This is a genomic window from Arthrobacter sp. StoSoilB22 (genome assembly GCF_019977315.1).
Classification (GTDB): domain Bacteria; phylum Actinomycetota; class Actinomycetes; order Actinomycetales; family Micrococcaceae; genus Arthrobacter.
In genome coordinates, this window is sequence record NZ_AP024652.1 from 781791 (window position 1) to 806734 (window position 24944).

Consider the following 24944-nt stretch of genomic DNA (forward strand, 5'->3'; position numbering starts at 1 on the left):
GGGCGGGCCTCACAACGCATCCAGTTCCGACGATAAAAAAGTTCTTGACAATAAAAGTTGTCGGTAAGCATACTTGAAGCATGTTGGACATCGAAGTGATCGAGGACCCGGCCGCGGCGGAAGCCTCGCTGGACCCCATCCGCACCCGTATTCTGCGGGAACTCGTGGAACCTGCGTCCGCCACGCAACTGGCCGCGAAGGTGGGGCTGCCCCGGCAGAAGGTGAATTACCACCTCAAAGCCCTGGAACGCCATGGCTTGGTGGAGCTGGTGGAGGAGCGGCGCAAAGGCAACGTCACCGAGAGGGTGCTGCGTGCCACGGCTGCGTCCTACCTGATCTCGCCCGTCGCCCTCGCTTCTGTGGCACCGGACCCCCGGCGCTTCTCTGACCGGTTTTCGGCCTTCTGGCTGCTGGCACTGGCCTCCCGCACCGTGCAGGAGATGGGCAAGCTCATAGCCGGTGCTGCACTGGCCAAGAAGAAGCTGGCCAGCTTCGCGATCGATGGCGAGATCACTTTCCGCTCCGCCACCGAACGTGCAGCGTTCGCCGAGGAACTCGGCGTGGCGGTGACTCGCCTCGTGGATAAGTATCACGACGGCGGTGCTGCCGCAGAGGCGGGTGGTGCACGCAAGCACCGCCTCGTCGTCGTGCTTCACCCGGCACTTAAAACAACCCAAGCCTCCCCGGAGCAATCAGCAGAAAAGGATCAAAGCAATGACTGACAACCGGAAATTCGAAATCGAAGCGGACGTCGAACTGCCGGGCACTCCCGAGCGGGTATGGCAGGCGGTCACTAAGGACACGCCGGCTTGGATGTTCCCCACGGATCAGTGGCCCGACGTCAAGACCACCGAGGAATACCCCACCCACTTGGTGTCCAGGATGGACGGTCCTGACGGATGGTTCAACCAGCTGGAACACGTCCTTGAACCGCTGGAAGGCGGACGCGCCAAGCTGCACTACGTTCACAGCGGGATCTTCGCCGACAACTGGGACGAGCAGTATGACGGCGCCAGCAAGCACACCGAGTTCTACCTGCACACCCTGGGTCAGTACCTGCGGTATTTCGACGGCAAGCCGGTGGTCTTCACGGACATTCAGGCGCCGCCGTCTTCGCAGACGCCGGATGGTTTCGTGCAGCTGAAGAGTGCCCTTGGCGTAGACGGCGCGGCCGCCAGTACTGCAGTGGATGTGGACGTCGACGGCGTAGGCCGGCTGAGCGGGGAAGTGGACTTTTCCAACGAGAACTTCCTGGGCCTCAGGACTGCCGACACCATGTACCGCTTCTTCGGCAGGAACGCTTTCGGCGCTCCGGTAGGCATGACGGTGCACGAGTTCAGCGGCTCCGGCGATTCGGAACTCACGGCCAAGACCTGGGGAGCATTCCTGGAGAAGGTGTACGCCTAAGAGTCCGGTGAGGCCGCCCAGGCCCGAGCTACAGAATCCAGGGCGGCCTCATAAATGGCCGCCCAGTCGGTGGCGGGATCGTTCATTTGCGCCAGCTCCAAGCTGACGAGCCCATGGACTTGACCCCAGATGGCCATGGCCACGAGTGTGGGTTCGTCTGAGCGGAGTGCGCCCGACGACTGTGCGGCTACCACTGCCTCCACTAAGGGGAACATCGACTCGGAGGTGACTTCCGGCGTCGGGCTGCAATCTACGTAGGCGGCCAGGGTCCCGCCGAACATCAAGCGGTAGAGGGCTGGATGTTCCAGAGCCCAGGCGCGGTACGCGCGGCCCAATCCCAGCAACCCGCCCTTGGCTGCCTCGCGTAGGAAATCGCCAAAGGATCGGAAGCCGTCGTCGACGGCGGCCGTCAACAGTTGCGCTTTCCCGCCGAAGAGCGAGTAGATCGCCGTGGTGGACGTTTCGGCGGCAGCGGCAACATCGCGGAGGGTGACGCGGGCCGGCCCCTCGCGGTCCACCAGTTCAGCTGTAACCGCCAGGAGCCGATCCTGGACGTGTTGATCATGAATCACGGGTCTTGCCATACCTTCAAGTGTTCCATAACATTGTTTTATAACAGCGTTACGAAACCGGCGTTACGAAACCGGCGTTCCAAAACAAGGGTTCCGCGAACTCATCGGTTCCCCCCAACTGAAGGATTCTCATGGCACAGGACATCTTCCCCGGCCGCTTCACCGCGGATATCGGGCGCGATACAGTAACCGTCTTCCTCATCGGAATGCGGGCCAACAGGTGGTGGAAGATGGGTCGCATCGCTCAGGTAACGTCGGCCATGCCTGCCATGATGCAACACCTCGCCGCTCATCCTGAGGCGGGGCTCCTGGGGAGCGAGCAGTGGTTTGGGCGGACCACGGTGATGCTCAGCTATTGGGAAAGCCCGGAGCACCTCAGGCGCTTTGCCGCTGACAAGGACTCGCCACATCTGGGGCCGTGGCGGAAGTTCATGAAGGAGATCGCCGGGAGCGGGGACATCGGCGTGTGGCACGAGACGTATCAGGTGCCGGCGTCGGGCATTGAAATGGTGTATAACGGCATGCCGATGTTCGGGCTGGCCAAAGCCACCACGCATGTTCAGGTGGGCCCCGGCAGCAACACGGCGAAGCAACGCATGGGCGCGGCCGCTCGATCCGCGGGCCCGGCAGCCTAGGCGACTGCGACGGCGGCTGGCCGCTCTGTCTTGAGGGTTCGGCGGAGATGCGGCGAGGCGTCCAGCTTGTCCTGGGCGGCGCGGAGCGCACCGACGGCGAACTCCAACTGTGCGGCAGGCAAGGTGAACGGAACGCGCAGGAAGTGCTCAAAGGCGCCACCCACCCCAAAGCGGGGGCCGGCCGCCAAGCGAACGCCGAAGTCGGGAGCCAGCACAGTCAACGCGGTGCTGCACGGCGTGGGAAGGCGGCACCAGACTGTGAGCCCACCCCGTGGTCGCTCCACCTCCCATGCTGGCAAGTGCTCGGCAAGCAACCCCAGCAGCGATTCGCGCTGATTCCTTAGTTCCTCGAGCCGGGCATCAAGCGGTTCGCTGAAAGCCCGAACCAAGCGGGCAGCCGCCAGTTGTTCCACTACCGGGCCGCCCAGATCCATCACGGTCCTGGTGGAGATGAAACGGGCAATCAGTGACTCGTCTGCCCGGATCCACCCGGTCCTCAGCCCCGCCCAATGCGACTTGCTGAGCGATCCGATCGAAACCACCGCGGGACTGAAAGAGGACATCGGCGCGGTGCGGACGGCGTCGAGATTCAATCCGCGCAGCGTTTCGTCCACCACCAGCACGGTCCCGGAAGCCGCGGCCGCCCGCGCCAAGCGCCGGCGCTGCAGGTCCGACATGATGCGCCCGGTGGGGTTATGGAAGTCCGGCACCAGATAGGCCATTGCGGGGCGTTGCTGGTTCATGGTGGCCACCATCGCATCGATATCCCAGGCTGGAGAGGTACTCGCCTCAAGTGCAGGCAGTGCAACGGGAAGGGGCTTACAGCCGGCGGCGCGGATCGCATCCAAAGCGTTGGGATACGTGGGGTGTTCCACGAGGACCCGGTCCTGCTTACTGGCCAGGGCGCGCAGGACGATGTTGAGTGCATGCTGTGCGCCGGAGGTAACAAGGATCTGGCCGGGGGTTGTTGGCACCCCCTCTGAGGTGTACTTTTCTGCGATGGCTTCCCGGAGGGCCGGAATTCCCACGGCCTCGTACCCGAACCCCGGCAGAAGGGCGGGCAGCTCGGTCAGTGCGTCGGCGAAGGCGCGGTGGACTACCTCCCCGGCGGCCGGAAGCGACGCATACGCCAGGTCCAACAGTCCTTCCGGGACTGCGAGTCCGGGGGCGCTCACTGGCGCGGTGCGGTGGGGAATGCACGTCCGCCCGCGACTGCCCTGACCCGCCGTGAGGAATCCCTGTTCGCGCAGGCTCGCATACGCGGCGGTGACCGTAGTGCGGCTGAGACCGAGTGTTTGGGCGAGCGCCCGCTCGCTGGGCAGGGCGACGTCCAACGGTATGCGCCCGTCCATCACCAGCAAACGTACGACGTCGGCCAGCTCGCGGTAGGCGGGCAGGGCGCCGGAGTTCCAGGAGCCGAGGAGACGGACGAGTGCGGTGGGATTCAGGGAGCCGGACATAAGACCAGTATTCCAAACTGGCTATGGAATACAAGGCCAGTTTTATCGGAGGATGGAACCCATGATGACCCGAAGAATCACCCAACTCCTGATCGGCCTCGCGATGTACGGCATCTCCTTGGCCATGTTCATCCGGGCCGGCCTTGGCTTGGACCCTTGGGACGTCTTCCACCAAGGCGTGTCCGAAAAGACTGGCTTCAGTATTGGTGTTGTGGTCATCGCGGTCAGCTTTCTGGTCCTTCTCCTGTGGATCCCGCTCCGGCAGATGCCAGGGATCGGAACCATCGCCAACGCCGTCCTGGTGGGACTCTTCGCTGATCTGGGGCTCTGGCTCATCCCGGAGTTCACGCACCTTGGCGGACAGATTGCCATGCTCGCAGGTGCTGTGATCCTCAACGGCATCGCCTCCGCCTGCTACATCGGTGCCCGTCTTGGGCCCGGCGCCCGTGATGGCCTGATGACCGGACTGGTCCGCCGCACGGGTTGGTCCGTGCGTCTGGTCCGCACGGGCATCGAAGTAGTTGTCCTTGCTGTGGGCTTCCTCCTGGGCGGATCCGTGGGCGTGGGCACCGTGGTGTACGCCCTGGCAATCGGCCCGATCGTGCAGGTTCTGCTGCCGAAGTTCATGGTTCCGGAGCGGGCAAAGGCAACGGCCCCCACGGAAGCCGTGGAGGCCGCGCCTGCCGCGTAGGGCTTGTCGCTCAGTCACTAACGGCACGCCTCCAGGTCCTCGCCGTACCGCAACCAGTCCGGCAGGTCCTGCGCCAGCGCATCGCGGATGGCGGGCGATCCCGCACTGCGCCAGTCGACGTCGTCGTTAATTTCGATCTCGTACTTCTTCCACTCAAACCAGTTGATCATCTTCAATTGCGGGTACTTTTGGTGGGTTTCGGCGGAGAAGACCTGACGCCACCACGCCTGTTTGACGTCCAACTCGGATGCACCGCCACGCGCTGGTGTGAAGATGGCGGCCGTCTCCGGAACGCCCACCGGCTTGCCGTGGTCCACCCCGTACACCTGGTAGAAATCCGGGACGGAGCTGTCGTCGCCGGCGGTGCCGCTGTAAGTGCCGGTCAGCATGGCCAGGAACTTGCCTGGCTCGGAGATGTCGTTGTTCCCCCAGGGACGCTGGTTGCCCCAGTGGTATAGCGAAACTCCAACCCAATCCACGGCGTCGTCCCCTGGATAGTAGGGCGAGTAGGTGTCGTCGGCCATGGTGAGAACGCCGTCATGGTTCGTGTCCAGGGCAGCGAAGTCCGGGGTGCCTGGTCGCGCCGCGAACTGGCCACCCGTGAACGGATAGCCGCCACCATAGTTCGGCGCCCACATCATGGACGTGCCCGGAGCCTGCGAGTGCACCGCCGCCGCCACTTTGCGGAAAACCTCCACGTAGCGGATGGGCTGCTGGCCCCACGAGTACCAGGAGCCGTTCATCTCATGCGCAAAACGCACGACGACGGTGGTCCCCTGATCGTTGATGGCCCGTAAGTCGGTGGCCAGTTTGGCGATCACCTCGTCGCTCATCGTCTCTAATCCGCCGTGCGGCTCGAGGGTCAGGAGCAACGCACCGCCGGATTCCCGGACCTGGGTGACGGCGTTGGTGGTGTGCGACCACGTTTCGTCGTCGTAGGGGATATCCGAGAACTGCACCACCACCGCGGGATCGTGGCCAAGGTTTGCGCGGTGTTCGGCCAGGGTCTCGGAGTCCCAATCCAGGTTGACGCCAAGGAGCACGCCATCTTGGGGGATCAGCGTGGATGCGTCGCCGGCCCGGCAAAGGGACAGAGCCTGGACCACAGGCACCACCTCCTTGGACGCGAAACCCAAACCCGTGGCAGCCAGGGCAGTCACCACCAAGGGGATGAGCAGGCTGGCCCGCCGTCGATTTCGGTTCGGATGCCCGGTGAAAGCTGGAGGAGCCTGCGCCATGGTCAGCCCCATCCAAGGGAACGGCGCCGGCGCCCGAAGAGGGTGCGCCAACTGAACCGCGGCGTAAGCCCGCGCGGCCGCATAAGGGCCGCGCCGCCGTCGACCGCTTCCTGGCGGTTTGCGTAGATGCGGGCCACGTGACCCAGATGGGCCTGAAGGCGGGTTTCCGTCAGGGCGCTGGAGTCCCCGAAGAGGCGCAGATCGCCGCCGCGTGAGCGCAGCAGGTGCAGTACCTCAAGGAGCCCTACGACGCCGGATGCTCCCACCGAAGTCACCGCGGCGATATCGAGAAGGACCAGAATGGGGCCGTCCGCGGCGGCCTTGGCGGACGCTTGGCGAACGTCGAGAACGGCAGTGGCGTCCAAATCGCCGGTAACGGTCAGATCCAGACTTATCAGATCTACTGGCTGCCGGGCAGAGGAGATGGTCATTGGGGCAGGGGAAGTCATGGACATGGGAGTCGCTCCTTGCTGGGGGATGGAACGGCGTGTGATTGCTGTCAGTTTTTATGTTCGGAGGTAGTCCCAAGGACGCTGGCGAGCTCCTTCGGGGTGGACACGGGTTCCTCCAACTGTTCGCTGGGTCCCCGATACCTTGCAGCGCCGATCACCACGCTCAAAAGCGCCAGGTCCAAAGCAACCCAGGCAAGCGTGATGAGGGTGGGATACAGTGGCGCGTCCCCGAATGCCACCCGGGCAATGCCGATGAGCGAGGACACAACGAGCAACGCCATGGCTGCCAGTTGCAGCCTGACGTGCTGAAAACCGCGTCCCGCAGCCTGCCTGCTCTTGGCCGTCACCGAAAACGTGAGGTGCTTGCCAAGGAAGACCGCCGCCGCACCGGAACACGTGGCCGCTATCCACGTGGGAAACAGCGCAAAGGACCATTGCTGGCCCCGCCACAGTCCCTTCGACCCGTTGCCCGCCACTTGGAAAAGCAGCTGGCAGGTCACGAAAAAGGGGAGGAAGAGGCAGAAGAACACCACCGGGCTGGCAGTCAGCGGGTAGGTCCCAGCCACCAGGAACACCACAGGCGCCGCGATGTAGCTCAGGGCGGCGAAGCCATTGAGGTAACTCGTCATGGTGGCCAGATACATGAGCCGTTGGGCCACGGTAAGGCCCCTCAAAAACACCGGATTATCACTGAAGAACACCTGCATGGTGCCTGCCGCCCATCGATGCCGCTGCGAAAGCATAGTGGACACGTCCTCAGGGGCAAGCCCATGGACCAGGACCTCGTGGTGGTAGACGCTGCCCCACCCCATCGCGTGAAGGTGCATGGCCGTTGCCATGTCCTCGGTAATGGTGGTGGTGTCCATGGGGTGGATGGCCAATGCCTGGTCCGTGTGCGCCACATCCACTGATTCAAGGACCGCGTCCAGTTCCGGCACCACATCGTCCATGGCATCGGGGACCGCCAACGCAGCCGTATGGAAGGCAACCCGGAGCTCGAAAGTGATCTCGGCGAGGACATCGCCCCTGCGCACCTGGTGCTCCGCGCGCGCCACTGCCTCCAGCGCCTGTTCTGCGACCGGCATGGCGGCAGGATGACGCCTGCCCAGTTCGCCATGAAGATCCTGCAGCCTGGACCGGCCCCTGCGCAAGGCACGCCACGTCTGCTCAGTGGCTGTCCTTGTGTAACGGGTCAAGCCCAGGGCCATGAGGGCTTCCCGGCGAAGGACAGCGTTCGAACCGCAGAAGAACGCCGCGTCCCAACCGTCCTTGCCCTGCTGAATGGGGCCATAGAAAAGTTCCGCCTGGCTACCCAAGGGGTCCCGTTCCGGAACATTCCAAAAGTGCTGTGGGGTCTGGACGAAGGCCACTTCCTCAGCGTCGAAATAGCCCAAAACACGGTCCAGGAAGCGGGGCTCGGGGACTTGGTCTGCGTCAAAGATGGCCACGAACTCGCCTGTTGTCACGGACAGGGCGTTGTTGACGTTCCCTGCCTTCGCGAAGCGCTGCCGTCCGTCCCACTCCGGGCCGCGGGTGATGTACCCGACGCCGATCTGCCGGGCTGCGGCGGCAAACTCAGCTCGATCGCCGTCGTCCAGGATCCACGTTTCGTGCGGATACGTCATGTCCCTGGCCGCGATGGCCGTGGTGAGCACCAGGTCCAGTGGCTCGTTGTACGTGGCAATGAATACGTCCACCGATCTGCCCGGCAGGGCAGGTGGGGGAGGTGGACGTCGTCGTGCGTTCCACATAGTCACGGCGTAAAGTGCCGATTCGCCGAGGCTGTAAGTCTCCGCGACCACGAGAGGCAGCGAGATCCACCAAGCATCCCAGGCCACAGTGCTCGACCAGCGCCAACTGATGTAGATCACTCCAAAGGAAACCACCAGAACTGCAAGGATCCTTACCAGTATTTGTCTGTAAATGCCCATCTTTAGCCTCCGGTAACTGCTGGGGAAAAGGCCAAGGCGCGCCAGTATGTCCACACGCTCCTCAGAGCGAAATTGGGAAGACACGGCTGACGCGCCTGGAGCTGCATCGTCGATGCTCAAGGGAAGGAATTCGGTTGCGAACGGAATGTCCTTTTGCCAACCCGCTTGAGGGAATTCATCTCAAGCCAGTTGGTTCCTGATTCCACTTTCTCCCGCCCACATTTCATCCCCGTTACGGCACTGATAAGTAAACTCGCGTTGATTATTTCCTGGCTGTGACGTTTTGCGTGTCGCATCGAAAAAGCTTGCGCGGCACGGTGATGGCCCTACAAAGTGGCTTCATGAAGCGAAGACTCATGCCCCTGACGATGCTCGTCGCTGGCCTGACCATCGCAGCTACCCTCATAGCCCCGGAGCCTTCTGCACTTGCATCGGCTGGTATGCCCGCCCCCGGGACACTGGTCTGGAGCGACGAATTCAACGGACCCGCCGGCACGGCACCCGACGCAGGCAAATGGACTCACGACACCGGAGGATCCGGATGGGGCAACGGCGAACTGCAGTACTACACCAACAACACAAGCAACGCTGCAGCCGATGGACAGGGAAACATGGCCATCACCGCCCTTAAGGAAAACCCCGCCGGATATCAGTGCCACTACGGGACGTGCCAGTACACGTCCGCCCGGCTGACCACCGCTGGCAAGTTCAGCCGGACACAAGGCCGGTTCGAAGCCCGGCTCAAACTGCCCAAGGGGCAAGGCATGTGGCCTGCCTTCTGGATGCTCGGAGAGAACGTATTCACCGACGGCTGGCCTGCCAGCGGTGAGCTGGACGTCATGGAAAACGTTGGCAAGGAACCCGGAACGGTGTGGGGAAGTATCCACAGGCCCGGTTACTCAGGGCCAAACGCCACCAACGCCAGCTACACATTGCCCGGCGCCAAGGCCCTGGGCGATGGATTCCACACGTTTACTGTGGACTGGGGCCCCGAGTCCATCACGTGGTACATCGACGGAGCGGCCTACTCACACAAGACCAAGGCCTCAACTGCCGGACCGTGGGTGTTCGACCACAACTTCTTTGTGCTCCTCAACCTTGCCGTGGGCGGCGATTGGCCGGGAGCACCGGACACGGGCACGGTGTTCCCACAGTCCATGTTGGTCGATTACGTCCGTGTGTATGACCTCGCTTCAATTCCTGCACTTTCTGCGTCCAGCACCCGAATCCAGGGCTACTCCGAAAAGTGCCTTGATGTAGCCGGCCGCCAAGCAGCCGATGGTGCCCCGCTGGAACTCCGGGATTGCGATACCTCCGCTTCGGAGCAATGGACCTTTGCCGCCAACGGAACCATCCGCTCGCTGGGCAAATGCATGGATGTTGCCTGGGGATCAACGGCAAACGGTGCCAGAATCCGGCTCACCGGCTGCAACGGCGGTGCAGCGCAACAATTCGTCCTGAATTCTTCCGGGGATTTGGTGAATCCTCAGGCCAACAAATGCGTTGACGTAGTTGACTGGAATTCAGCCAACGGTGCGACGCTGCAGCTGTGGGATTGCGCAGGTACCACGAACCAAAAGTGGTGGCGAATGGTGTAATAAAAGCGTCCGACGGCGGCGCGCAACTTTGCGGGGTCCGGCGGCTATTGCTGGGGCGGCTGGGGAGCTTCCTGGAGTAGCGGGCCGGGCTGGCAACTGTGCGCAGCCGTCGCGGCGGTTGAGGGCCGGACCTGGCTGGCTGATGTGTGGCCGGGTCCGGCCGGTGGTGCGTACCGGGTTGTTGGGCGCGGTTGGTTGCGTGCCGGGTTGTTGAGCACGCGGTTGTCGGGCACTGGGTTGTTGGGCAGCCGGGCCGTCTACGGCGCCGGCTGGCAGTGCGGGCAGAAGTAGATGTCCCGTTCCTCTGTACCGTCCGGTCCTGCCAGGAGGCCGCGACGTATTGTGGTGCCGCAGCGCCTGCAGGGTTGGCGTTCCCTGCCGTATACCCAATACCCGGGACGGAGTGCGCGCGGACCAAGGGTGGTCCGCCGCCCGGGGCCCAGATTTTCGCCGAGAAGGCGTTTGGCGTCCCTGACGGTCTTGGGAAGGTCAGGAACTTCTCCCACCGGCAGGGCAGGATGAATGCCGGACAAGTAGCACGATTCGCACCGGTAGATATTGCCGATGCCTGCAAGTTTCCGCTGGTCCAGCAGCGCAAATCCCACGGTGACGTCCGGTTCGGCACGAAGTCTGCGCAATGCTTCTTCCTCGTCCCAGTCGGGACCGAGCAGATCCGGCCCGAGGTGCCCGACGATCTTCTCTTCCTCCGCTGTGGGCACCACTTCCAGGATGCCGAGTGAGAACCCGACGGCGTCTGCGGAGTCCGTGCGGAGCACACACCGCGCAGTGTGGCCGGGTTTCGTCCAGCGGCCCCCGGGCGGGTAGATCATCCAGTTCCCTTCCATTTTGAGGTGGGAGTGGATGGTCAGGGCACGGGGTCTTCTGCTGGCCCCGGGCTCCTCGTCAACCGGGCCCGCTAAGCGCATGAGCAGGTGCTTTCCCCTGGGAACAACCTCGGTCATGGTCCAGCCCGCCAGGTTCAATGTGGCGAATCGGGGCACGCGGAAGTCGGAGGCGTTGATGACCTTCCCTGCCAATGCCTCGTTAAGGCGTGAGGCAGCCCGCCAAATGGAATCGCCTTCAGGCACGGATTCGGAGTCCCTTCGGTGTGGAGTAGGCCCCCGCGGCCGCCAAGGCAACGGCGATGGGAGTTTCCAGGAGATCGTGGCCGTTGACCTTCTCCATGAAGAGTTTGTCCACGGCACCGCGGCGCACCACATCCACCAATGCCTGGGCCGCAACTGTCAGCACGGCCTCGTCCTGGCTGAACGTGAGCAGGGTCTTGCCGCCGCGTTCCACATAGAGGACCAACGCGCCGTCCACCATCACCACCAGCGCTCCGGCTTTGCGCCCCGGACGGTGACCGGAACCGGCGTCCACGGAGAGAGCAGGCCAAGGAAGAGCAGCACCGTAGGGGTTGGCAGGGTCTGTCGCGGCAAGGGCAAGCGCGGATGGCTCGGCTTTGGAGATGCGCGCGTCCTCGGTGAAGGACCTGAGACGGTCCACCGTGGCGGGGACGGCAAACTGGGCGGCCCCCAAATGCTCAATGAAGTAACCGCGTCTGCAACGCCCGGCTTCCTCCAAACGGGCCAGGACTTTATACATGAGCCCGAAGCCGCCGATGATGTTCTCTGCCATGACCGAGCCCCGGGTGACCACGCCGTAGCGGTCCAGCAGCAGCTCAGCAGTGCCGCGGGCGTGGATGGTGGGGTCCAGTTCCGGCGCGGGTAGCGCGGACCAACGACCCACGGCCGACGGCGGCGCAGCCGCGATGCCGCCCGTCACCGAACCATAGCGACCACCCGTGAGCCCGGGAGAGCCCAACAATCCCGTCCCATGAGAACGGCCCAACCTGCTCATGCGCGGGGCGCGGGCTCTCGGCGCCTTGGCCACTTGCCGGTGCGCGGTCTTCCCGCCGGCGATCATGGCCCTCACCGGAGCGAAAGTATCCCCTGTGACGCGGCCGGCCCAGACGAGATCCCAGAGGGCGGAAACCACGGCGTCGTCGCTCAACACCGCATCCATGCCACCGGCCACCTCCGTGAGTTGCCGGAAGAAGTAGCCACCACCTGCGCTGAAGTGTTCCAAGAGCCGTTGCTGAGCGTCGCCGGGTTCGAACTCGGGGTCCGGGTTGAGCGTCAGCTCAGCGGAATCGGCTACGTGGAGGCTGATCCAACCGTCGTTCCCTGGCAGGGACCCTGCCCCGGACCAGAGGAGTTCGCCAGCTGCCATGAGTTCGTCCAGCATGGCCGGTTTGTAGTCCGCCACCCTGCTCGCGAGGACCAGGGGTTCCCACGCGGATGCCGGGATGGGGACGCCGGACAATTGGTCCACTGCCGTGATGATGCCGTCCAGCCCCCGCAAAGCCTGGCTTCGGGACTTGCCTGGCGCGGTCACGTTCTGCCAGGCCGGCAGGAAACGACCATAGGCGGCCGTGTCCACAGGCTCCACCTCGGCCCGGAGCGCAGCGAGTGAACGACGCCGCAGCTTCCGCAGGACCTCGGCATCGCACCATTCACTGGACGGAGGGGCGTCCACGGTCATGAGTTCTGAGTCGGCTCGTTCTGCAGGCTGCTCCGCGACCGCGTGGGGCCGGAACTCGCCTTCCACCACTCGACCGTCGTCAGCGAGCCGTTTCAAGGCCGTATTGACCACCGCGACGCCAAGCCCAAGCCTCGCCGCAGCTTCTGAGGCAGTGAAGGGACCATGGGTGCGCGCGTACCGGGAAACGAGATCGCCCAAAGGATCGTGGACAGGCTCAATGAAGGCGAGCGGCACACCCATGGGCAGCGGAACGCCTATTGCGTCACGGAGCCGCGCCGCGTCCTCAATGGCAGCAAAACGCTCGACGCCGCCGATGGTTACCTTGAGTGCGCGGTTGGCTTTCTGCAATGCCGTGAGGTGGGACCGGGCGTCGACGATACTGCCGGATGGCGTGATCACGGAAGCCTCCGCTGCGAGCCGTGCGTCCTCGAGCTGTGCGTCCTCGAGCTGTGCGTCCTCAAGCTGTGGGTCATCCACGGACAGCGCTCGTGTTTCAGGCTGCGGGGTCGATTCTGGTGGTTGGGTACCCTCCAGTCGCTCTGCGACTTCCTCAACGGTGAGCGGGCCCAGCAGCCGCAGGAGATCCGCCACGCCCTCCATGCCACGAACACGCCGGTCCGGTGCAAGGCGCTGCAATTCCATCTCGGTCTTGTCGATGACTGCGGCGTCCAGGAGTTCGCGCAGTTCCACGCGACCCAGGAGTTCGTTGAGGAGCGTGGAGTCCAGGGCCAGGGCGGCCGCTCGGCGTTCGGCCAGGGGGGAGTCGCCCTCGTAGAGGAACTGCGCCACGTACCCAAACAGCAGGGACTTCGCGAAGGGGGAGGGTTGCTGGGTAGTGGTCTCTACAATCCTGAGCTCCCTGCGCTCCACGGACGCCGCAATGTCTTTGAGGGCGGGTAGATCGTAAACGTCCTGCAAACATTCGCGGACGGCTTCGAGCACTATGGGGAAGGAAGGGTACTTCTTGGCGACATCCAGCAACTGGGCTGAGCGCTGGCGTTGCTGCCACAGAGGCTGACGCTTGGCCGGGTTTTGGCGGGGCAGGAGCAAAGCGCGGGCCGCACACTCACGGAACCGTGAGGCGAATAGTGCGCTGCCGCCCACCTCCGTGGTGACGATTTGTTCGAGTTCCTCCGGGTCGAAGAGAAAAAGCTCAGCGCCGGGCGGCTCATCTTCCATCATGGGTACCCGCAGTACGATTCCGTCGTCGGCGGCCATGGCCGATCCGTCCAGGCCGTAGCGCTGATGCAGGCGTTGGCCCACAGCAAGTGCCCATGGGGCGTGAACGGGCATGCCGAATGGGCTGTGGAGGACTACACGCCAGTCGCCGAGTTCGTCGTGGAAGCGCTCCACCACCAAAGTTCGGTCGCTCGGGACTATCTCTGTGGCTTCCTTTTGCTCCCTGAGGTACTGGATCAGGTTGCTTGCGGCGTAGGCATCCAATCCGCTGGCCTGGCAGCGTTCCATGGCCGGGGCTTCGTCTGCGGCAGAGAGTTCCCGGATGAAGGCACCTAGCGCGCGGCCAAGATCTACGGGCCTGCCCAGGGAATCGCCCTTCCAGAAGGGAAGCTTGCCGGGTTGGCCGAACGCAGGGGAGACCAGCACACGATCGTGGGTGATGTCCTCAATCTTCCAACTGGTGGCACCGAGGGCGAAGACATCTCCTACCCGTGATTCGTAGACCATCTCTTCGTCGAGCTCACCAACGCGGCGTCCTCCCTTGGCCGCGCGGGCTGAAGCGGTGGGTTCACTGCCGTCGGCGGTGGCGGGGGAGGCGGAGCCCTCAACTTCCGTCCCAATGATGTACACACCAAACAGCCCGCGGTCGGGGATGGTTCCGCCCGATGTGACAGCAAGGCGCTGGGCTCCGGGCCTACCTTCAATGGTCCCGGCATGCCGGTCCCAGATGATGCGGGGCCTTAGCTCCGCGAATTCGTCCGACGGGTACCTGCCGGCCAGGAGGTCCAAGGTGGCCTCGAAGGCGGAGCGTGGCAGGCTCGCAAAAGGCGCTGATCGGCGGACAGTGCTGAACCAGTCCTCAACGTCGATGCTTCCCAGGGCGGTGGCAGCCACCGTTTGCTGGGCCAGGATATCCAAGGGGTTGGCCGGGATACTCAGGCGTTCAATCTGCCCGGCGAGCATTCGCTCAACGGTGACGCTGGTGTGGAGGAGGTCGGCCCGGTGTTTGGGGAAAAGCACTCCCTCGGAGATCTCGCCAACCTGGTGCCCGGCACGTCCGACGCGCTGCAGGCCGCTGGCCACCGATGGGGGAGACTCCACTTGGACTACCAGGTCTACGGCACCCATATCGATGCCCAGTTCCAAGGACGATGTTGCCACCACGCAACGGAGCCTGCCGGACTTGAGGTCGTCCTCGATCATGGCCCGCTGGTCTTTGGATACCGAGCCGTGGTGTGCGCGGGCCAGCACAGGATCGGCACCTGTAGTGCTTCCAGCCTGAGCCATCATGTGTGCGGGGGTAGCTGTGGAGGCCGGGATTCCCGGGTCGGATTCGGGGGCGGCCCACTCGCTTCCACCCACGGCCATCAGCTGGCGCTCGGCGTAGATCTCGTTGAGCCTGGCTGTGAGGCGCTCCGAGAGACGGCGGGAGTTGGCGAAGACAATGGTGGATTGCTTGGACAGGACCAGATCCACAATCTGTTCCTCAACATGCGGCCAGATGGATGCCTGGGGCTGCAGGCCTGACGCTGGTCCGGAGTCGAACGCTCCCGCAGCACCTTGCAGGTCCGACATATCCTCCACAGGGACCGTGACCGTGAGGTTCCAGTTTTTCTTGGACGGCGGAGCAACGATTTCCACCGGTGCCTGGCCCGCCAGGAACTGGGCCACCAGCTCGCGCGGCTGGACGGTTGCAGACAGCCCGATTCGCTGGGCAGGCTTCGGAAGCAGGGCATCCAGCCGTTCCAAGGAAACCGCCAGGTGTGCGCCACGCTTGGTGCCGGCTACGGCGTGCACCTCATCGATGATGATGGTGTCCACCTCGCTGAGCGTTTCCCGGGCACGGGACGTCAGCATGAGAAACAGGGACTCCGGGGTGGTGATGAGGATGTCCGGCGGGTTGGTCAACAGCGTGCGGCGATCCGCCGCCGTCGTATCTCCTGAACGGACGCCCACCGTCACCAAGGGTGCGGGTAGCCCTAAGCGTTTGGCAGTTTGCGTGATGCCGATCAGGGGTGCGCGGAGGTTGCGCTCCACATCCACGCCCAGCGCCTTCAGTGGCGAGATATAGAGGACGCGCGTCTTGGTTTTCGGGCGCTTGGCCCGGCCCTTGCCGTTGGCCGGGACGGTCTCCAGGCCCGGTAGTGTGTCGCTGGGCGTGGCATGCAGGCGATCGAGCGCCCAAAGGAAAGCAGCAAGGGTCTTGCCGGAACCCGTTGGGGCCACAACCAGGGCATGGGAGCCTGAGGAGATCGCGTTCCACGCACCATCCTGCGCGGGTGTGGGCTCGGAAAAAGCGCCGAGGAACCATTCCCTGGTTGCCTGGCTGAAACGGCTGATGGCGCCATCCGACGCCTGCGGCTCCTGCATCACTCCATCATGCCCCACGGCTCCGACAGAATAAGCCAGAGCCGTGGGGAGACGGTCAGACTGCCTGGAAAGCGGTGATGGTCAGGAGCTTGATGCCGGTGTTGCTGCACGCATCGTGCGGCTCCGGGATGAACAGTGACGCCGTGTCGTTCGGCGGGTAGATGCGGAAGCCCGCTGCGGCGACCTTGGTGCAGTCGCCGTAATTACCGGCCTGCGTGTACCGGATTTCCGCCCACGCCGACTTGCCCGGAGCCAGTTCGATCTTGGTGACCGGGGTGGTGGTTTCCCGGGTTGCCGGCTCGCCGATCGGTTCGCCGTTGGCGTCGGCAGTCATGGAGACGCCGGCGAAGCCCTCCAGAATGCAGGGGGTGCCGCCGGAGTTGGTCAGGATCAATTTCTCATAAACGCTGCCCGCGGCGCCGCCGCCGGTGGCGTCCGTTGCGGCGGTGAGGGATCCCGCCTTGCACAGCCCGGCTGCTGCTGGTGCCGCGGACGTAGCTGTCTCTGAGGGTGACGGCGTGGCCGTTGCCGAAGGCGGGCTTGACGTTGCAGTGGCCGACGGAGTCGAGGTAGTTGGCGCCGAGGAAGATGGAGGGGCACTGCTGGTTGCCGATGGGCTGGGGCTTGGCCCGCAAGCAGCAAGAAGGAGCAGCGCAGCGGCTGCCGTCGTCGTCACAAGACCGGTTTTGATGCGCTGAGTCCACATGGGCACCAGCCTTGCCCCGGCCGTGATCCGAGTCAATTCAGCCACGGCTGGGAGCGCGGATTGGCGCCCGGATCGTGATCTTCCGGGCGCCAATCCAGCGTCAAATTACTTGGTATCGGCTTTGGCTACTGCCGGCTTGGCGGAGCGGCTACGGAAGAACGCAGCACCGCCCAGGCCCAAGCCAGCGATGCCTGCGATCAGGCCGGCCCAGCTTCGCGCCTGCGAGCCGTCGTCAGATACAGCGGCGGCCTGCTCGGTGGAGACGGTTTCAGCAGCGTGGTGATCACCGGCGGCCTCGGCCGGAGTGATGGTGACCGACGGTGCCGGAGCCTTCAGATCGTGAGGATCCTGGCCTTCCTTGGCGATCTCGGACCAGTCAGTCTGGCCCTGCTCGCAGGTCTGCAGTGTGGGGAAGTAGATGGTCTTGCCCGCTGCGTCCGGCAGTTTGACGGACAGGACAAGGGCATCACGCAGGTGCGGATCCAACGGTGCCTTGGCCGTGTACACAATCTGGCTTGTCCGCTTGGTGATGGAGGTGCCGTCGTCCAGCTTCTTGGGCTCGGCGAGGGTCTCCGTGACCTTCTCCACAGTCCAGTTGGGGTTGACGGTGGGCTGGGCGTCGGTCAGTTCCTCAGGAAGTGAGATGGCCACTTTGGTGGTGCCGGACGTATCGCAACCGTGGGGGATTCCAAAGGTCACCAGCGCGTACGAGTTAGCTGCGGTCTTGTTGGGGTCGGCGCCGACGTGGGCGGATGCTCCAGCCAGTCCGGCCATCATCAGGGCAGCGGTTCCACCGGCGACGGCGGTTGCGGAGAGGGTGCGGCGAATCGAGGATTTCATGGGAAGTGCCTTTCGGGGGCGCCGGAAGGTGCGGCGCGGGGTACGGGTTTGGGACCCGTCACCATGCAAAGGCTGTGCTGTTGCAGCGCGCGTTTATTGAGCGCAGAAGGTGCCGGGCGGAGCTAAGGAAGTACCACGACGGCGGGCGGTCCGCGGCGGCTGTCTTGCCTCAGGTTCCGCCAAGGGCGGGGGATAAAGACCTCCGGTGCGCCGACTGCGACAGGCGAGGCACCGGCGTCGGGCCTGAACACCAAAGCGGGCAGGGCGAGCAGTGGCCGCAGCCAGGCGGCGAGTTGCCACAGGGCAGCTTCACCCTTTGCCAGGACGACGGCAGTAGCAACGGTGGCAAGCACGTGGCCCACAAACATCATGGTGCCCACGGCTGTGCCGAGTTCATGAGTATGCGTCGCAGTGACGTCCAGCCCGGAGCTCAACGGTTCAGTGCCGAGGTGGTGGTTTGTCCCTTGCACGTTGGCGGTGATGGGGCTCAACGCCGTGAAAGCTTCGTGAAGTGCCAACTGTCCTGCGCCCAAGAGCCCCGCCATGGTGACAAGGTTCAGCTTGAAACGGGTGGCCAGCGTGGCAGCCAGAGCCGTCAACGCAACGAGCGCCAGCAGGACCGGTGCTGTGGGAAGCTCTCCGCCACCCGCTATGTGGGCCCCTGCGGCGAGAAGAATAACAACAGTGGAGATGGCGCCAGACCGCAGCGCATGAAAGGGTGCCCGGGATTGCGATGTGCGCACGGGTCCTCCCTCATCTGTGGCTGCTCTGATTATCGGCGTCTTGATTCTATCGGGAGTTCGACGCCGGACTGGCCCCGGATGGGTGGCTATGTGGACACGTTGCTGCGTTCCTCCCCAGGTACCTCCGGTTTCCCGGTGCTCGCCGTGCCCGGAATTCCGCGGCCTGCCTGGGGTGAGGGTGGAGGTAACCGGGAAGGAACGCGCGCCTAGCGCTGCGCCCACCGCGCGAACGTTGGTTTCGGTGGCTCCGGAACGTTTGTTGAGCCCGCAGATGAACGCCGACGGCGAAGCTCAAGTTTCAAGCTTTCCTCACCGCGAGCCATGGCCCAGTGATGATTGGCGGAGAACGCCGGTTTGAGGAGCCAACTCAGACGGCGAAGCAGGGGCTTGGATGCACTGACCCGCCAGTCGTAGGTGATGACGACCTCGGGCCCGTCGGTTACGAAGGTCCAGCGGCCGGTGCCGTTGAGGTCCCCTTCGGCGGTGAGCGCGAAGCCGTCCAAGGTGACGGGTTCTGTGACTGTGAGCTGCCACCGGAGAGTGTAGGGGAGCCAGCCTTTGGTGTGGAGGTCGAAGGTGGCCCCTACTCCATCCGGGCCGCCTTGGGCTATGGGTGTCACGGTGAGGTAGACGGAGGGCCACCACTGCTTGAGAGCTCCGGCGTCGCCCAGGACGTTGACTACTTCCTCGCGTGTTCCGGGCACGCGCCACACAGTGACGAACGCATAGTCGGTGCTTTTGGCTGTTCGCTGGGCCATTGTTGCCTCCGCGATCCGTGCGGGTTCCGAGGGGTGTCTTGCGGCATCCGGGATCAATCTACTCTAGGCTTCGCCGAAGGGTTAGATCTCGGCGCTTTCAAACCTCGAAAGTGCCGAGATCCCGCCCCTCGGAGGGCCGACTGTGCCGGAACCCGCAGGAAGTTACGCATGTGCCTCAGGGAGTGCTGCACGAATCCGTCGAGATTGGCTTTGACGCGAGTTCGGGAGGACTTAGACGCAGCGCTATTTCACGCAACTGGCGGGGCCTGAAGGGTTTGACCAGATAGGCCTTGGCTACCGAGGCGATTCCGTGAAGTTCATCATCCCGTTCCGCGAAGGCCGTGATCATGAGGATAGGCGCGTGTGATACCGCAGCAATCAGCCGCGCTGCCTCCCGGCCGTCCATGTCGGGCAAGCCCACATCCAAGGTAATCAGAGTTGGCTTGAGCCGTTCGACGGCCATGATGCCTTCGGTTCCTGATTCGACGGCGTGAACCTCGAAACCTGCATCAGTGAGTATCAGATCGATGAGGTCACGAATGTCGGCATCGTCCTTCGATAACAACGCAAACTCTCCGTGAACTCATGGGATCCCCCTTGGGGACAGCTTACGGCGGATAAGTCATCCCGGCCGGATTAGCATGCGACGAAGGGTTGGATCTCGCGCCTTTGGACCTCCCAAAGTGCCGAGATCCCGCCCCTCGGTGAACGTGGATGAGCAAAGCAAAAGGCCCCGCAACCCTCATAAACATAGGGAAACAGGGCCTTTCTCAAGGGCGGTGACGGTGGGATTTGAACCCATATGGCACCCCGCGGAACTAAGCGGTACACCCCCCAAACCCCCAGAATACGCGGTTATTGGACACATCCGCCCACACCTTCAAACACCCTCCTGCCGAGATTCCGTTACTGTTGCGTTACCGCTCGGCGTGTTTCGACCTGGCTTTGTGGGGATCCGCTGCGACTGCATCAACGTCATCCTCGAAAAGGTCGGCGTATCGGTCCAAAGGTCATCGCTGCGGACGCATGACCGAGCGTGTGCTGTTGAGCTTTGACGTTCGCGCCGGCACTAATCAGTCGCCCGAAAGCAGCCACACCGTTCAGGATTCCGCCAGCCCTGATGCTCTAGGCTATGAGATATTGCTCGTCCGGAGTTGCTGCCCCGATAAGGAGACCGTGTCTTGGCGTACGGCGTAAGCCCTGAAGACATGAGTGGAGACGTCTCCGATCGACTCGCGTCGCTAGCCAAGAATCAAGCAGGAAAGTGTTGGTGGTGCGGTGCACGAGCTGATTCCCATGAACACAAATACAAACGCACTGATCTTCGCCGGTTGGCAAACGGCGATGATCTGATCTGGGCTAACGATAGTGTCCTGCGTCCAATCCGCAGTCACCGGAAATCAAAGGACGTGCTGTTTGGCCTAATTCTCTGCAAACGCTGCAACGACACTAGAAGCCAGCCCTTTGACCGCGCATACGACAAGTACGCCGCCTATGTCAGTCAGAACATTTCGCGACTGTGGCGTGCACCAGGGATCCGACTCGAGCATGTCTACGGAGATGGATGGGAGCAAGAGGCGAAGAACTTGGCGCGGTACTTTGCAAAGCACTTCGGTTGCCTCATAGCGGAGAACGGATTCCCGCCGCCCGAGACTCTCCTGCGTTTCCTCTCAGGGCAAGACGAAACGAAGGACTTTTCACTTTGCCTGATAAAGGATCAGGAGCGTTGGCTGATCTACAAGGCACTTCGCGGCAAAGTCAAAGGTGAACCGGGGCTATGGATTACGCCCGGGCTCGGGTGGGTCAACGATCATCGGCTGACAGGTTACAAAGCCGCTACCTTGATCGGACATGTTGGTATCCAGTTCGAGTGGCATGAGGACTGGGGCCCACAGGACTCCTTCTATGTCCATCCACACCCCGTCCTAAACGTCGTGAAGGCAGCGAGGACTACGCGGCGCGCAATTCGTCGTCTTGGAACTGATCACAGGCAATAGCGGCAAACAGCCGTGCCGAGCACTCCGACCGAAGACCGGTTTCTGTTCTGCGTTAGCTGACAGCGAACTGTCTGCGGACATGCTTAAAAGCTGAAAGGGTCCGTCGCCCACCACGGCAACGGACCCTTCTAAGCTCTGTCAACCAGCAGGTTGATCTGGAATCAGGTTAACAGAAATGCAGATTTATGCAACGTGACTATCGTATGTTCTGCAAAAATGTGCATTACATGAACTGGGTAAGTACTCCGGATCCGGTTCTAACTCCTCATACGGGCTGCGCACAATCATGGCGCCGCGGTCCTCCGCGTTCAGTTCAGCCATCATCTTCTGGAAACCATCACGATCAAACTTCGCCATGGTTCAGGACGATTCAGATAGGGTGCGACAGAAGGACCCGTCCAGGCTGTGCCGTCGCTACCATGAGCTGTACTAACCGGAACGCCACACACATCAGGAGAACTGAAATGTTGGACGATGAACTCATATCAAAGCTGATGATCCAGTTGAACGTAGCGGGCGACTCCAAGTTCCTCGCCGGCTCCGGAGACTACACCAAGTGGTTTGGGCAGGCGATTTCGCAGATCCTTGTTCTTACAGGTGAGGACGACATTATTACGGTGGGTCACACGTTGGAGGCCTACAACGTGTACGACGTGAAGCGTGATGAAGACGATACAGCTACAGGAAAATTTCAAGTACTCACGGACAAGCTGCTGATCGTCACAGAATTCCAAGCTCCAAGTCATGTCACTACAACCGCTTACCCTCTACGTGACACGACATCAGTCACGATCAGAGAGGTTCAAGACACCAAATTGCGCAGACGCGATGGACAGTGGCCAGAATACGTGACGTTCCAAGTGGAAGTAGCAGGGAAGACATTCAACTTCCCCCCTGGCGTTGATACGAGTTCGTACCAAACCATAGAGATTCCAGCCGCCTTCAAGGCGGTCATGGCGGCACTGACACAGGGCTAGCCGTGAACGCCTAGAGAGCTTACGAAGACAACATTGTTGAAGGGCAGCTGTTCAAACCCAGGAAGCTAGATGTGTTTATGGGGGCGGGGACACACACAAGGCGGTTCGACTTCCGACGAACCGCCTTACTTCTACGGGAACTAGGAGCCCGTGTTGGCCGTTGGCGCGCGCTTGAGGAGGACCATCAAGTCAAAATCTGCCGGCTTGGATGTCAGACTTGGCTACGGTGCAGTCCGCGCGTTCCAAGTCAGCTATGGAGCCCTACACCAGCGTCATCTCGCCCGTCTCTGCAAGCTCTAGACAACCGTCGCGGCAGTGGCGATGTGGTGCGAGACTTGCTGCCGTTTGTTGTAAGTCGGGCTGGTAGGCCTGCGACTTGCAAACTGGGCTTGGTAACTGGATAGCCCCGGCGAGGTTACGAATTTCGATGAGTCCGCCGTTATGGCTGCATCAAGCTTGGTCATAGCCTCCATTAGCTTGCTCGGCTGTGAACCCTCGTACTGGCGAGTCTCAATGGAAACGAAGTGCTCGACCCAAATGGACTTGCTAGCGTTCTCCACAAAGGAAAGATGGATCACCGCAGCACCCAAAGGGCCTCCCGAGTCGCTGAATTTTCCAGGCAGCAGCGTGTAATCGGAGAAACCCGGCCTGCCGTCGCCCGCAAAGTACAGGTGCGAAGCGGTGAACTGTTCCGCACCCACGTAGTCGGCGTTCCTTGCCTCAGTGCGGAAGCTATCTCGCACTTCCACTGACCTACTAGCACCCACAGCGGCTGAATAGCCAGCGGGATCAGCGCTTGAGTGCAGGAAGTGGAGAACGTCGTACCCTGACGTCGCTGCTGCCACGTTAGCCGCAGGAATGTGCGAAGAGCGTATTGAGAGTCCAAGACTCCGGCCAGGATAGCTGGTCAGGAATGACGTAATATCGGCCAGGCTTGTGCTCGCCCTGATCTCTAAGGTCGGCCTTGTTATCTGGGCATCACTCAAAAACGGACTTACGTCCGCCATCCAAGGTCCGAAAACAGCGCCTTGGTCCAATGACTTCTTAGACGGGTTGATAATCAGATAAGTGGCCGCACTATGTTGCGCCAGAGCACTTAAGGCCTTAACCAAGTCTCGACTGTTGGTGGCCGCAGGTTCGAGAACTGGGAAGACTTTTTGTGCGCTGGCGCCGAGTCCGGGAGCGAGGTCCTCAATCGCGCGGCATTCGCCTTGCCTCGCGTACAGGTACGGAAAATACATAATTCCCCCAAAGTGGTTAAAGTTTGAATCTTTGTCACATCCTCAACCACGCGCTACCTTAAATCAAAACTTGTGACAATCTGCCAAAGGCGCGGCTAGACGGCGAGCAATCCTAGTGTGTCCCGCTGTTGACATCTCCGTTCCATATGCAAGGGCTCGGAGAGACTTGGGGTAGTCGGCCCTTTCGACTAGTGCAGACGCCCGCATGCCGCGCTTTTTCAGTTGGTGCAAAGCCTCCGCGTGAGCGACCTCAATAGGGAGGGCGGTAAAAAGCGACCTACAGCGCGCCCATACATCGCCAGAGGGGACATCTATTTCATAACCTGTGGCGCGGTTCAGAGCTTCTACGGCTTCCTTCTGTCGAAGAAGCTGAAAAATCGAAGCCTGCTTTAGTCGGGAAAATCCGCTACTGCTCGGACGCACCACTGAAAGAGATCCGTTCTGCCGAATCCCGATAATTCCCACGGTGTCCGGTGTTACCCGCTCAGCTTCTGCGGCCCTCTCGATGGATGTGACAACGTTTACGTGCTCAAACCGGGAGCTGTAGTCGTCAAGTTGCGCCGGGAGTCGCGCAAAACTGTCAAGATCGGTCTTTATTTCGTAGGCCGTGGATGTTCCGTTGAAAATCACCAGATCCACGATTGATCGTCCTGAGGGGACTTCCATTAGCGCGGAGGCTGTCCGAACGCTATGTCTGCCAAGAACAATTTTGGACACAAGCTTGTTCTTAAAGTAGTACTCGTTCCGATACGAGTGGCCTAGCAGTCCATGGGCAGCGTCAAAGGCTTCTCCGAGCGTAAGAGTGGCATCATGAGCTTCTGTCAGCTCATGGAGCACCGTGAGCCGAGATGCCGCCCCGCCCCCTTGTGGTGACGCCAAGCTGGCGAACACGGAGGTGGAGAACACAGAAGAGATGCGTGCGGCGAACTTCATGCTAACCACTTGTTCCTCCGTTTCCCCACACATGGGAGTATAGGCGCTTCTTTGTCGTACGTTTCATTTGGCCCCTGTCTACTTTTGAGGGCTTCAGGTTGATCGCTTGGGCAGGACGCCCTCTGTGATGGGCGCCCTGCCTCTTTTGGGCTAGCCTCGACCGGCCCTTGCATACTGTGAAGCAGAATCCGCGGCCTTGATGGCGACGTGGCAACCTCCACAGCCACGCCGCGGAACGTGCCGAACACCTGACCGGAATCCATGATCAATGTCCCTGTCATCTGGGTAGGCCCGGAAGCAACAGCAGGAACCGCCGCTACTGACCTCGCAGGAGCAGCAGCCGGCGCGTACTGATAGCCCATTGGGCCAGCGCCGGAATGCAACTGCTTACGGAACTCATACACCCCACCCTGACCGCCCATAGCATCAACATCACTGTCGGGCAGGACGTGCTCACCAGGGGCCAACAGACGAAGCTCAGAATCAATACCCTTTTGCCCGCGGCCAACCACAGCGCCACCAGTAGCCATCGGAGCGATCTGACCCGGACAGTCAGGATCCGGTCCGCCTTTGATGACACGCTCGTAAGTTTCCTGAATGGTACGGATGGTCAACGTCGAAACCTTGCCATTCAACGCGTTCGCCTTAATCCCCTTGAGGTAAGCGGAGATG

General features: G+C 62.2%; 20 protein-coding genes and 1 pseudogene. 6 read left to right on the forward strand and 15 right to left on the reverse strand.

Translation table 11 applies throughout. From position 1 onward, the window contains the following. Window positions 1–80: 80 nt before the first annotated feature. Window positions 81–722, forward strand: a complete 642-nt coding sequence (locus tag LDN70_RS03745; protein ID WP_142936666.1) for a winged helix-turn-helix domain-containing protein — start codon at window positions 81–83, stop codon at window positions 720–722. Beyond that, on the forward strand, window positions 715–1407 hold the full coding sequence (locus tag LDN70_RS03750) for an SRPBCC family protein (RefSeq protein ID WP_223941774.1): 693 nt from the start codon (window positions 715–717) through the stop codon (window positions 1405–1407). Before LDN70_RS03745 ends, LDN70_RS03750 begins: the two co-directional genes overlap by 8 nt. Here the strand turns inward: LDN70_RS03750 and LDN70_RS03755 are convergent. Further along, a complete protein-coding gene (locus LDN70_RS03755; RefSeq protein ID WP_223941775.1) occupies window positions 1404–1991 on the reverse strand; it encodes a TetR-like C-terminal domain-containing protein in 588 nt (195 codons plus the stop codon). The two genes, LDN70_RS03750 and LDN70_RS03755, sit on opposite strands and share 4 nt — an antisense overlap. 119 nt (window positions 1992–2110) lie before the next feature. Here LDN70_RS03755 and LDN70_RS03760 point away from each other — a divergent pair, with 119 nt between their 5' ends. Then, window positions 2111–2614, forward strand: coding sequence for a DUF4188 domain-containing protein (locus LDN70_RS03760; protein WP_223941776.1), 504 nt, complete (start codon window positions 2111–2113; stop codon window positions 2612–2614). Here LDN70_RS03760 and yczR read toward each other — a convergent pair. After that, window positions 2611–4074 carry a MocR-like transcription factor YczR gene (gene yczR, locus LDN70_RS03765; protein WP_223941777.1) on the reverse strand — a complete coding sequence of 488 codons (1464 nt, stop codon included), beginning with the start codon at window positions 4072–4074 and terminating at the stop codon, window positions 2611–2613. The genes LDN70_RS03760 and yczR overlap by 4 nt on opposite strands. Before the next feature lie 61 nt (window positions 4075–4135). On the opposite strand from yczR, the gene yczE reads away from it, so the two are divergent. Next, the gene (gene yczE / locus LDN70_RS03770; RefSeq protein ID WP_223941778.1) at window positions 4136–4765 is read left to right on the forward strand and encodes a membrane protein YczE; all 630 of its coding nucleotides are present in this window, start codon (window positions 4136–4138) and stop codon (window positions 4763–4765) included. A 17-nt stretch (window positions 4766–4782) separates the two neighbouring features. On the opposite strand, the gene LDN70_RS03775 is transcribed toward yczE, so the two are convergent. The 3 genes from LDN70_RS03775 to LDN70_RS03785 are packed head-to-tail and all read right to left on the reverse strand — an operon-like array spanning window position 4783 to window position 8386. Continuing rightward, entirely contained in the window at window positions 4783–6015 is a 1233-nt protein-coding gene (locus tag LDN70_RS03775; protein WP_374206952.1) for a glycoside hydrolase family 26 protein, read from the reverse strand. Then, the gene (locus LDN70_RS03780; protein ID WP_223941780.1) at window positions 6006–6458 is read right to left on the reverse strand and encodes an STAS domain-containing protein; all 453 of its coding nucleotides are present in this window, start codon (window positions 6456–6458) and stop codon (window positions 6006–6008) included. The genes LDN70_RS03775 and LDN70_RS03780 overlap by 10 nt, the downstream gene beginning before the upstream one ends. A gap of 44 nt (window positions 6459–6502) precedes the next feature. Continuing rightward, entirely contained in the window at window positions 6503–8386 is a 1884-nt protein-coding gene (locus tag LDN70_RS03785; protein WP_223941781.1) for a glycosyltransferase, read from the reverse strand. A 341-nt stretch (window positions 8387–8727) separates the two neighbouring features. On the opposite strand from LDN70_RS03785, the gene LDN70_RS03790 reads away from it, so the two are divergent. Next, window positions 8728–9984 carry a ricin-type beta-trefoil lectin domain protein gene (locus LDN70_RS03790; protein WP_223941782.1) on the forward strand — a complete coding sequence of 419 codons (1257 nt, stop codon included), beginning with the start codon at window positions 8728–8730 and terminating at the stop codon, window positions 9982–9984. A gap of 257 nt (window positions 9985–10241) precedes the next feature. On the opposite strand, the gene LDN70_RS03795 is transcribed toward LDN70_RS03790, so the two are convergent. The 8 genes and pseudogenes from LDN70_RS03795 to LDN70_RS21280 form a co-directional block, all read right to left on the reverse strand. After that, window positions 10242–11072 carry a DNA-formamidopyrimidine glycosylase family protein gene (locus tag LDN70_RS03795; RefSeq protein WP_223941783.1) on the reverse strand — a complete coding sequence of 277 codons (831 nt, stop codon included), beginning with the start codon at window positions 11070–11072 and terminating at the stop codon, window positions 10242–10244. Then, a complete protein-coding gene (locus LDN70_RS03800; RefSeq protein WP_223941784.1) occupies window positions 11065–16077 on the reverse strand; it encodes an Lhr family helicase in 5013 nt (1670 codons plus the stop codon). Before LDN70_RS03800 ends, LDN70_RS03795 begins: the two co-directional genes overlap by 8 nt. 55 nt (window positions 16078–16132) lie before the next feature. Then, window positions 16133–16783, reverse strand: a complete 651-nt coding sequence (locus tag LDN70_RS03805; RefSeq protein WP_223942590.1) for a DUF4232 domain-containing protein — start codon at window positions 16781–16783, stop codon at window positions 16133–16135. 105 nt (window positions 16784–16888) lie between these two features. Beyond that, complete coding sequence (locus LDN70_RS03810) at window positions 16889–17623, reverse strand: YcnI family copper-binding membrane protein (protein WP_223941785.1); 735 nt, start codon at window positions 17621–17623, stop codon at window positions 16889–16891. 122 nt (window positions 17624–17745) lie between these two features. Continuing rightward, complete coding sequence (locus LDN70_RS03815) at window positions 17746–18366, reverse strand: hypothetical protein (RefSeq protein WP_223941786.1); 621 nt, start codon at window positions 18364–18366, stop codon at window positions 17746–17748. Window positions 18367–18572: 206 nt separating this feature from the next. After that, window positions 18573–19124, reverse strand: coding sequence for an SRPBCC family protein (locus LDN70_RS03820; RefSeq protein WP_223941787.1), 552 nt, complete (start codon window positions 19122–19124; stop codon window positions 18573–18575). Between the two features lie 175 nt (window positions 19125–19299). Then, window positions 19300–19689, reverse strand: coding sequence for a response regulator transcription factor (locus LDN70_RS03825; RefSeq protein WP_223941788.1), 390 nt, complete (start codon window positions 19687–19689; stop codon window positions 19300–19302). 352 nt (window positions 19690–20041) lie between these two features. Next, window positions 20042–20198, reverse strand: a pseudogene (locus LDN70_RS21280) (site-specific integrase); the annotation flags it as partial. Between the two features lie 1387 nt (window positions 20199–21585). On the opposite strand from LDN70_RS21280, the gene LDN70_RS03835 reads away from it, so the two are divergent. Further along, a complete protein-coding gene (locus tag LDN70_RS03835; RefSeq protein ID WP_223941789.1) occupies window positions 21586–22098 on the forward strand; it encodes a hypothetical protein in 513 nt (170 codons plus the stop codon). A gap of 296 nt (window positions 22099–22394) precedes the next feature. Here LDN70_RS03835 and LDN70_RS03840 read toward each other — a convergent pair whose 3' ends face one another. After that, window positions 22395–23339: a sce7725 family protein gene (locus tag LDN70_RS03840; RefSeq protein WP_223941790.1), complete on the reverse strand. Its 945-nt coding sequence runs from the start codon at window positions 23337–23339 to the stop codon at window positions 22395–22397. A 63-nt stretch (window positions 23340–23402) separates the two neighbouring features. Further along, window positions 23403–24272, reverse strand: a complete 870-nt coding sequence (locus LDN70_RS03845; protein ID WP_223941791.1) for a sce7726 family protein — start codon at window positions 24270–24272, stop codon at window positions 23403–23405. Window positions 24273–24944: the final 672 nt, after the last annotated feature.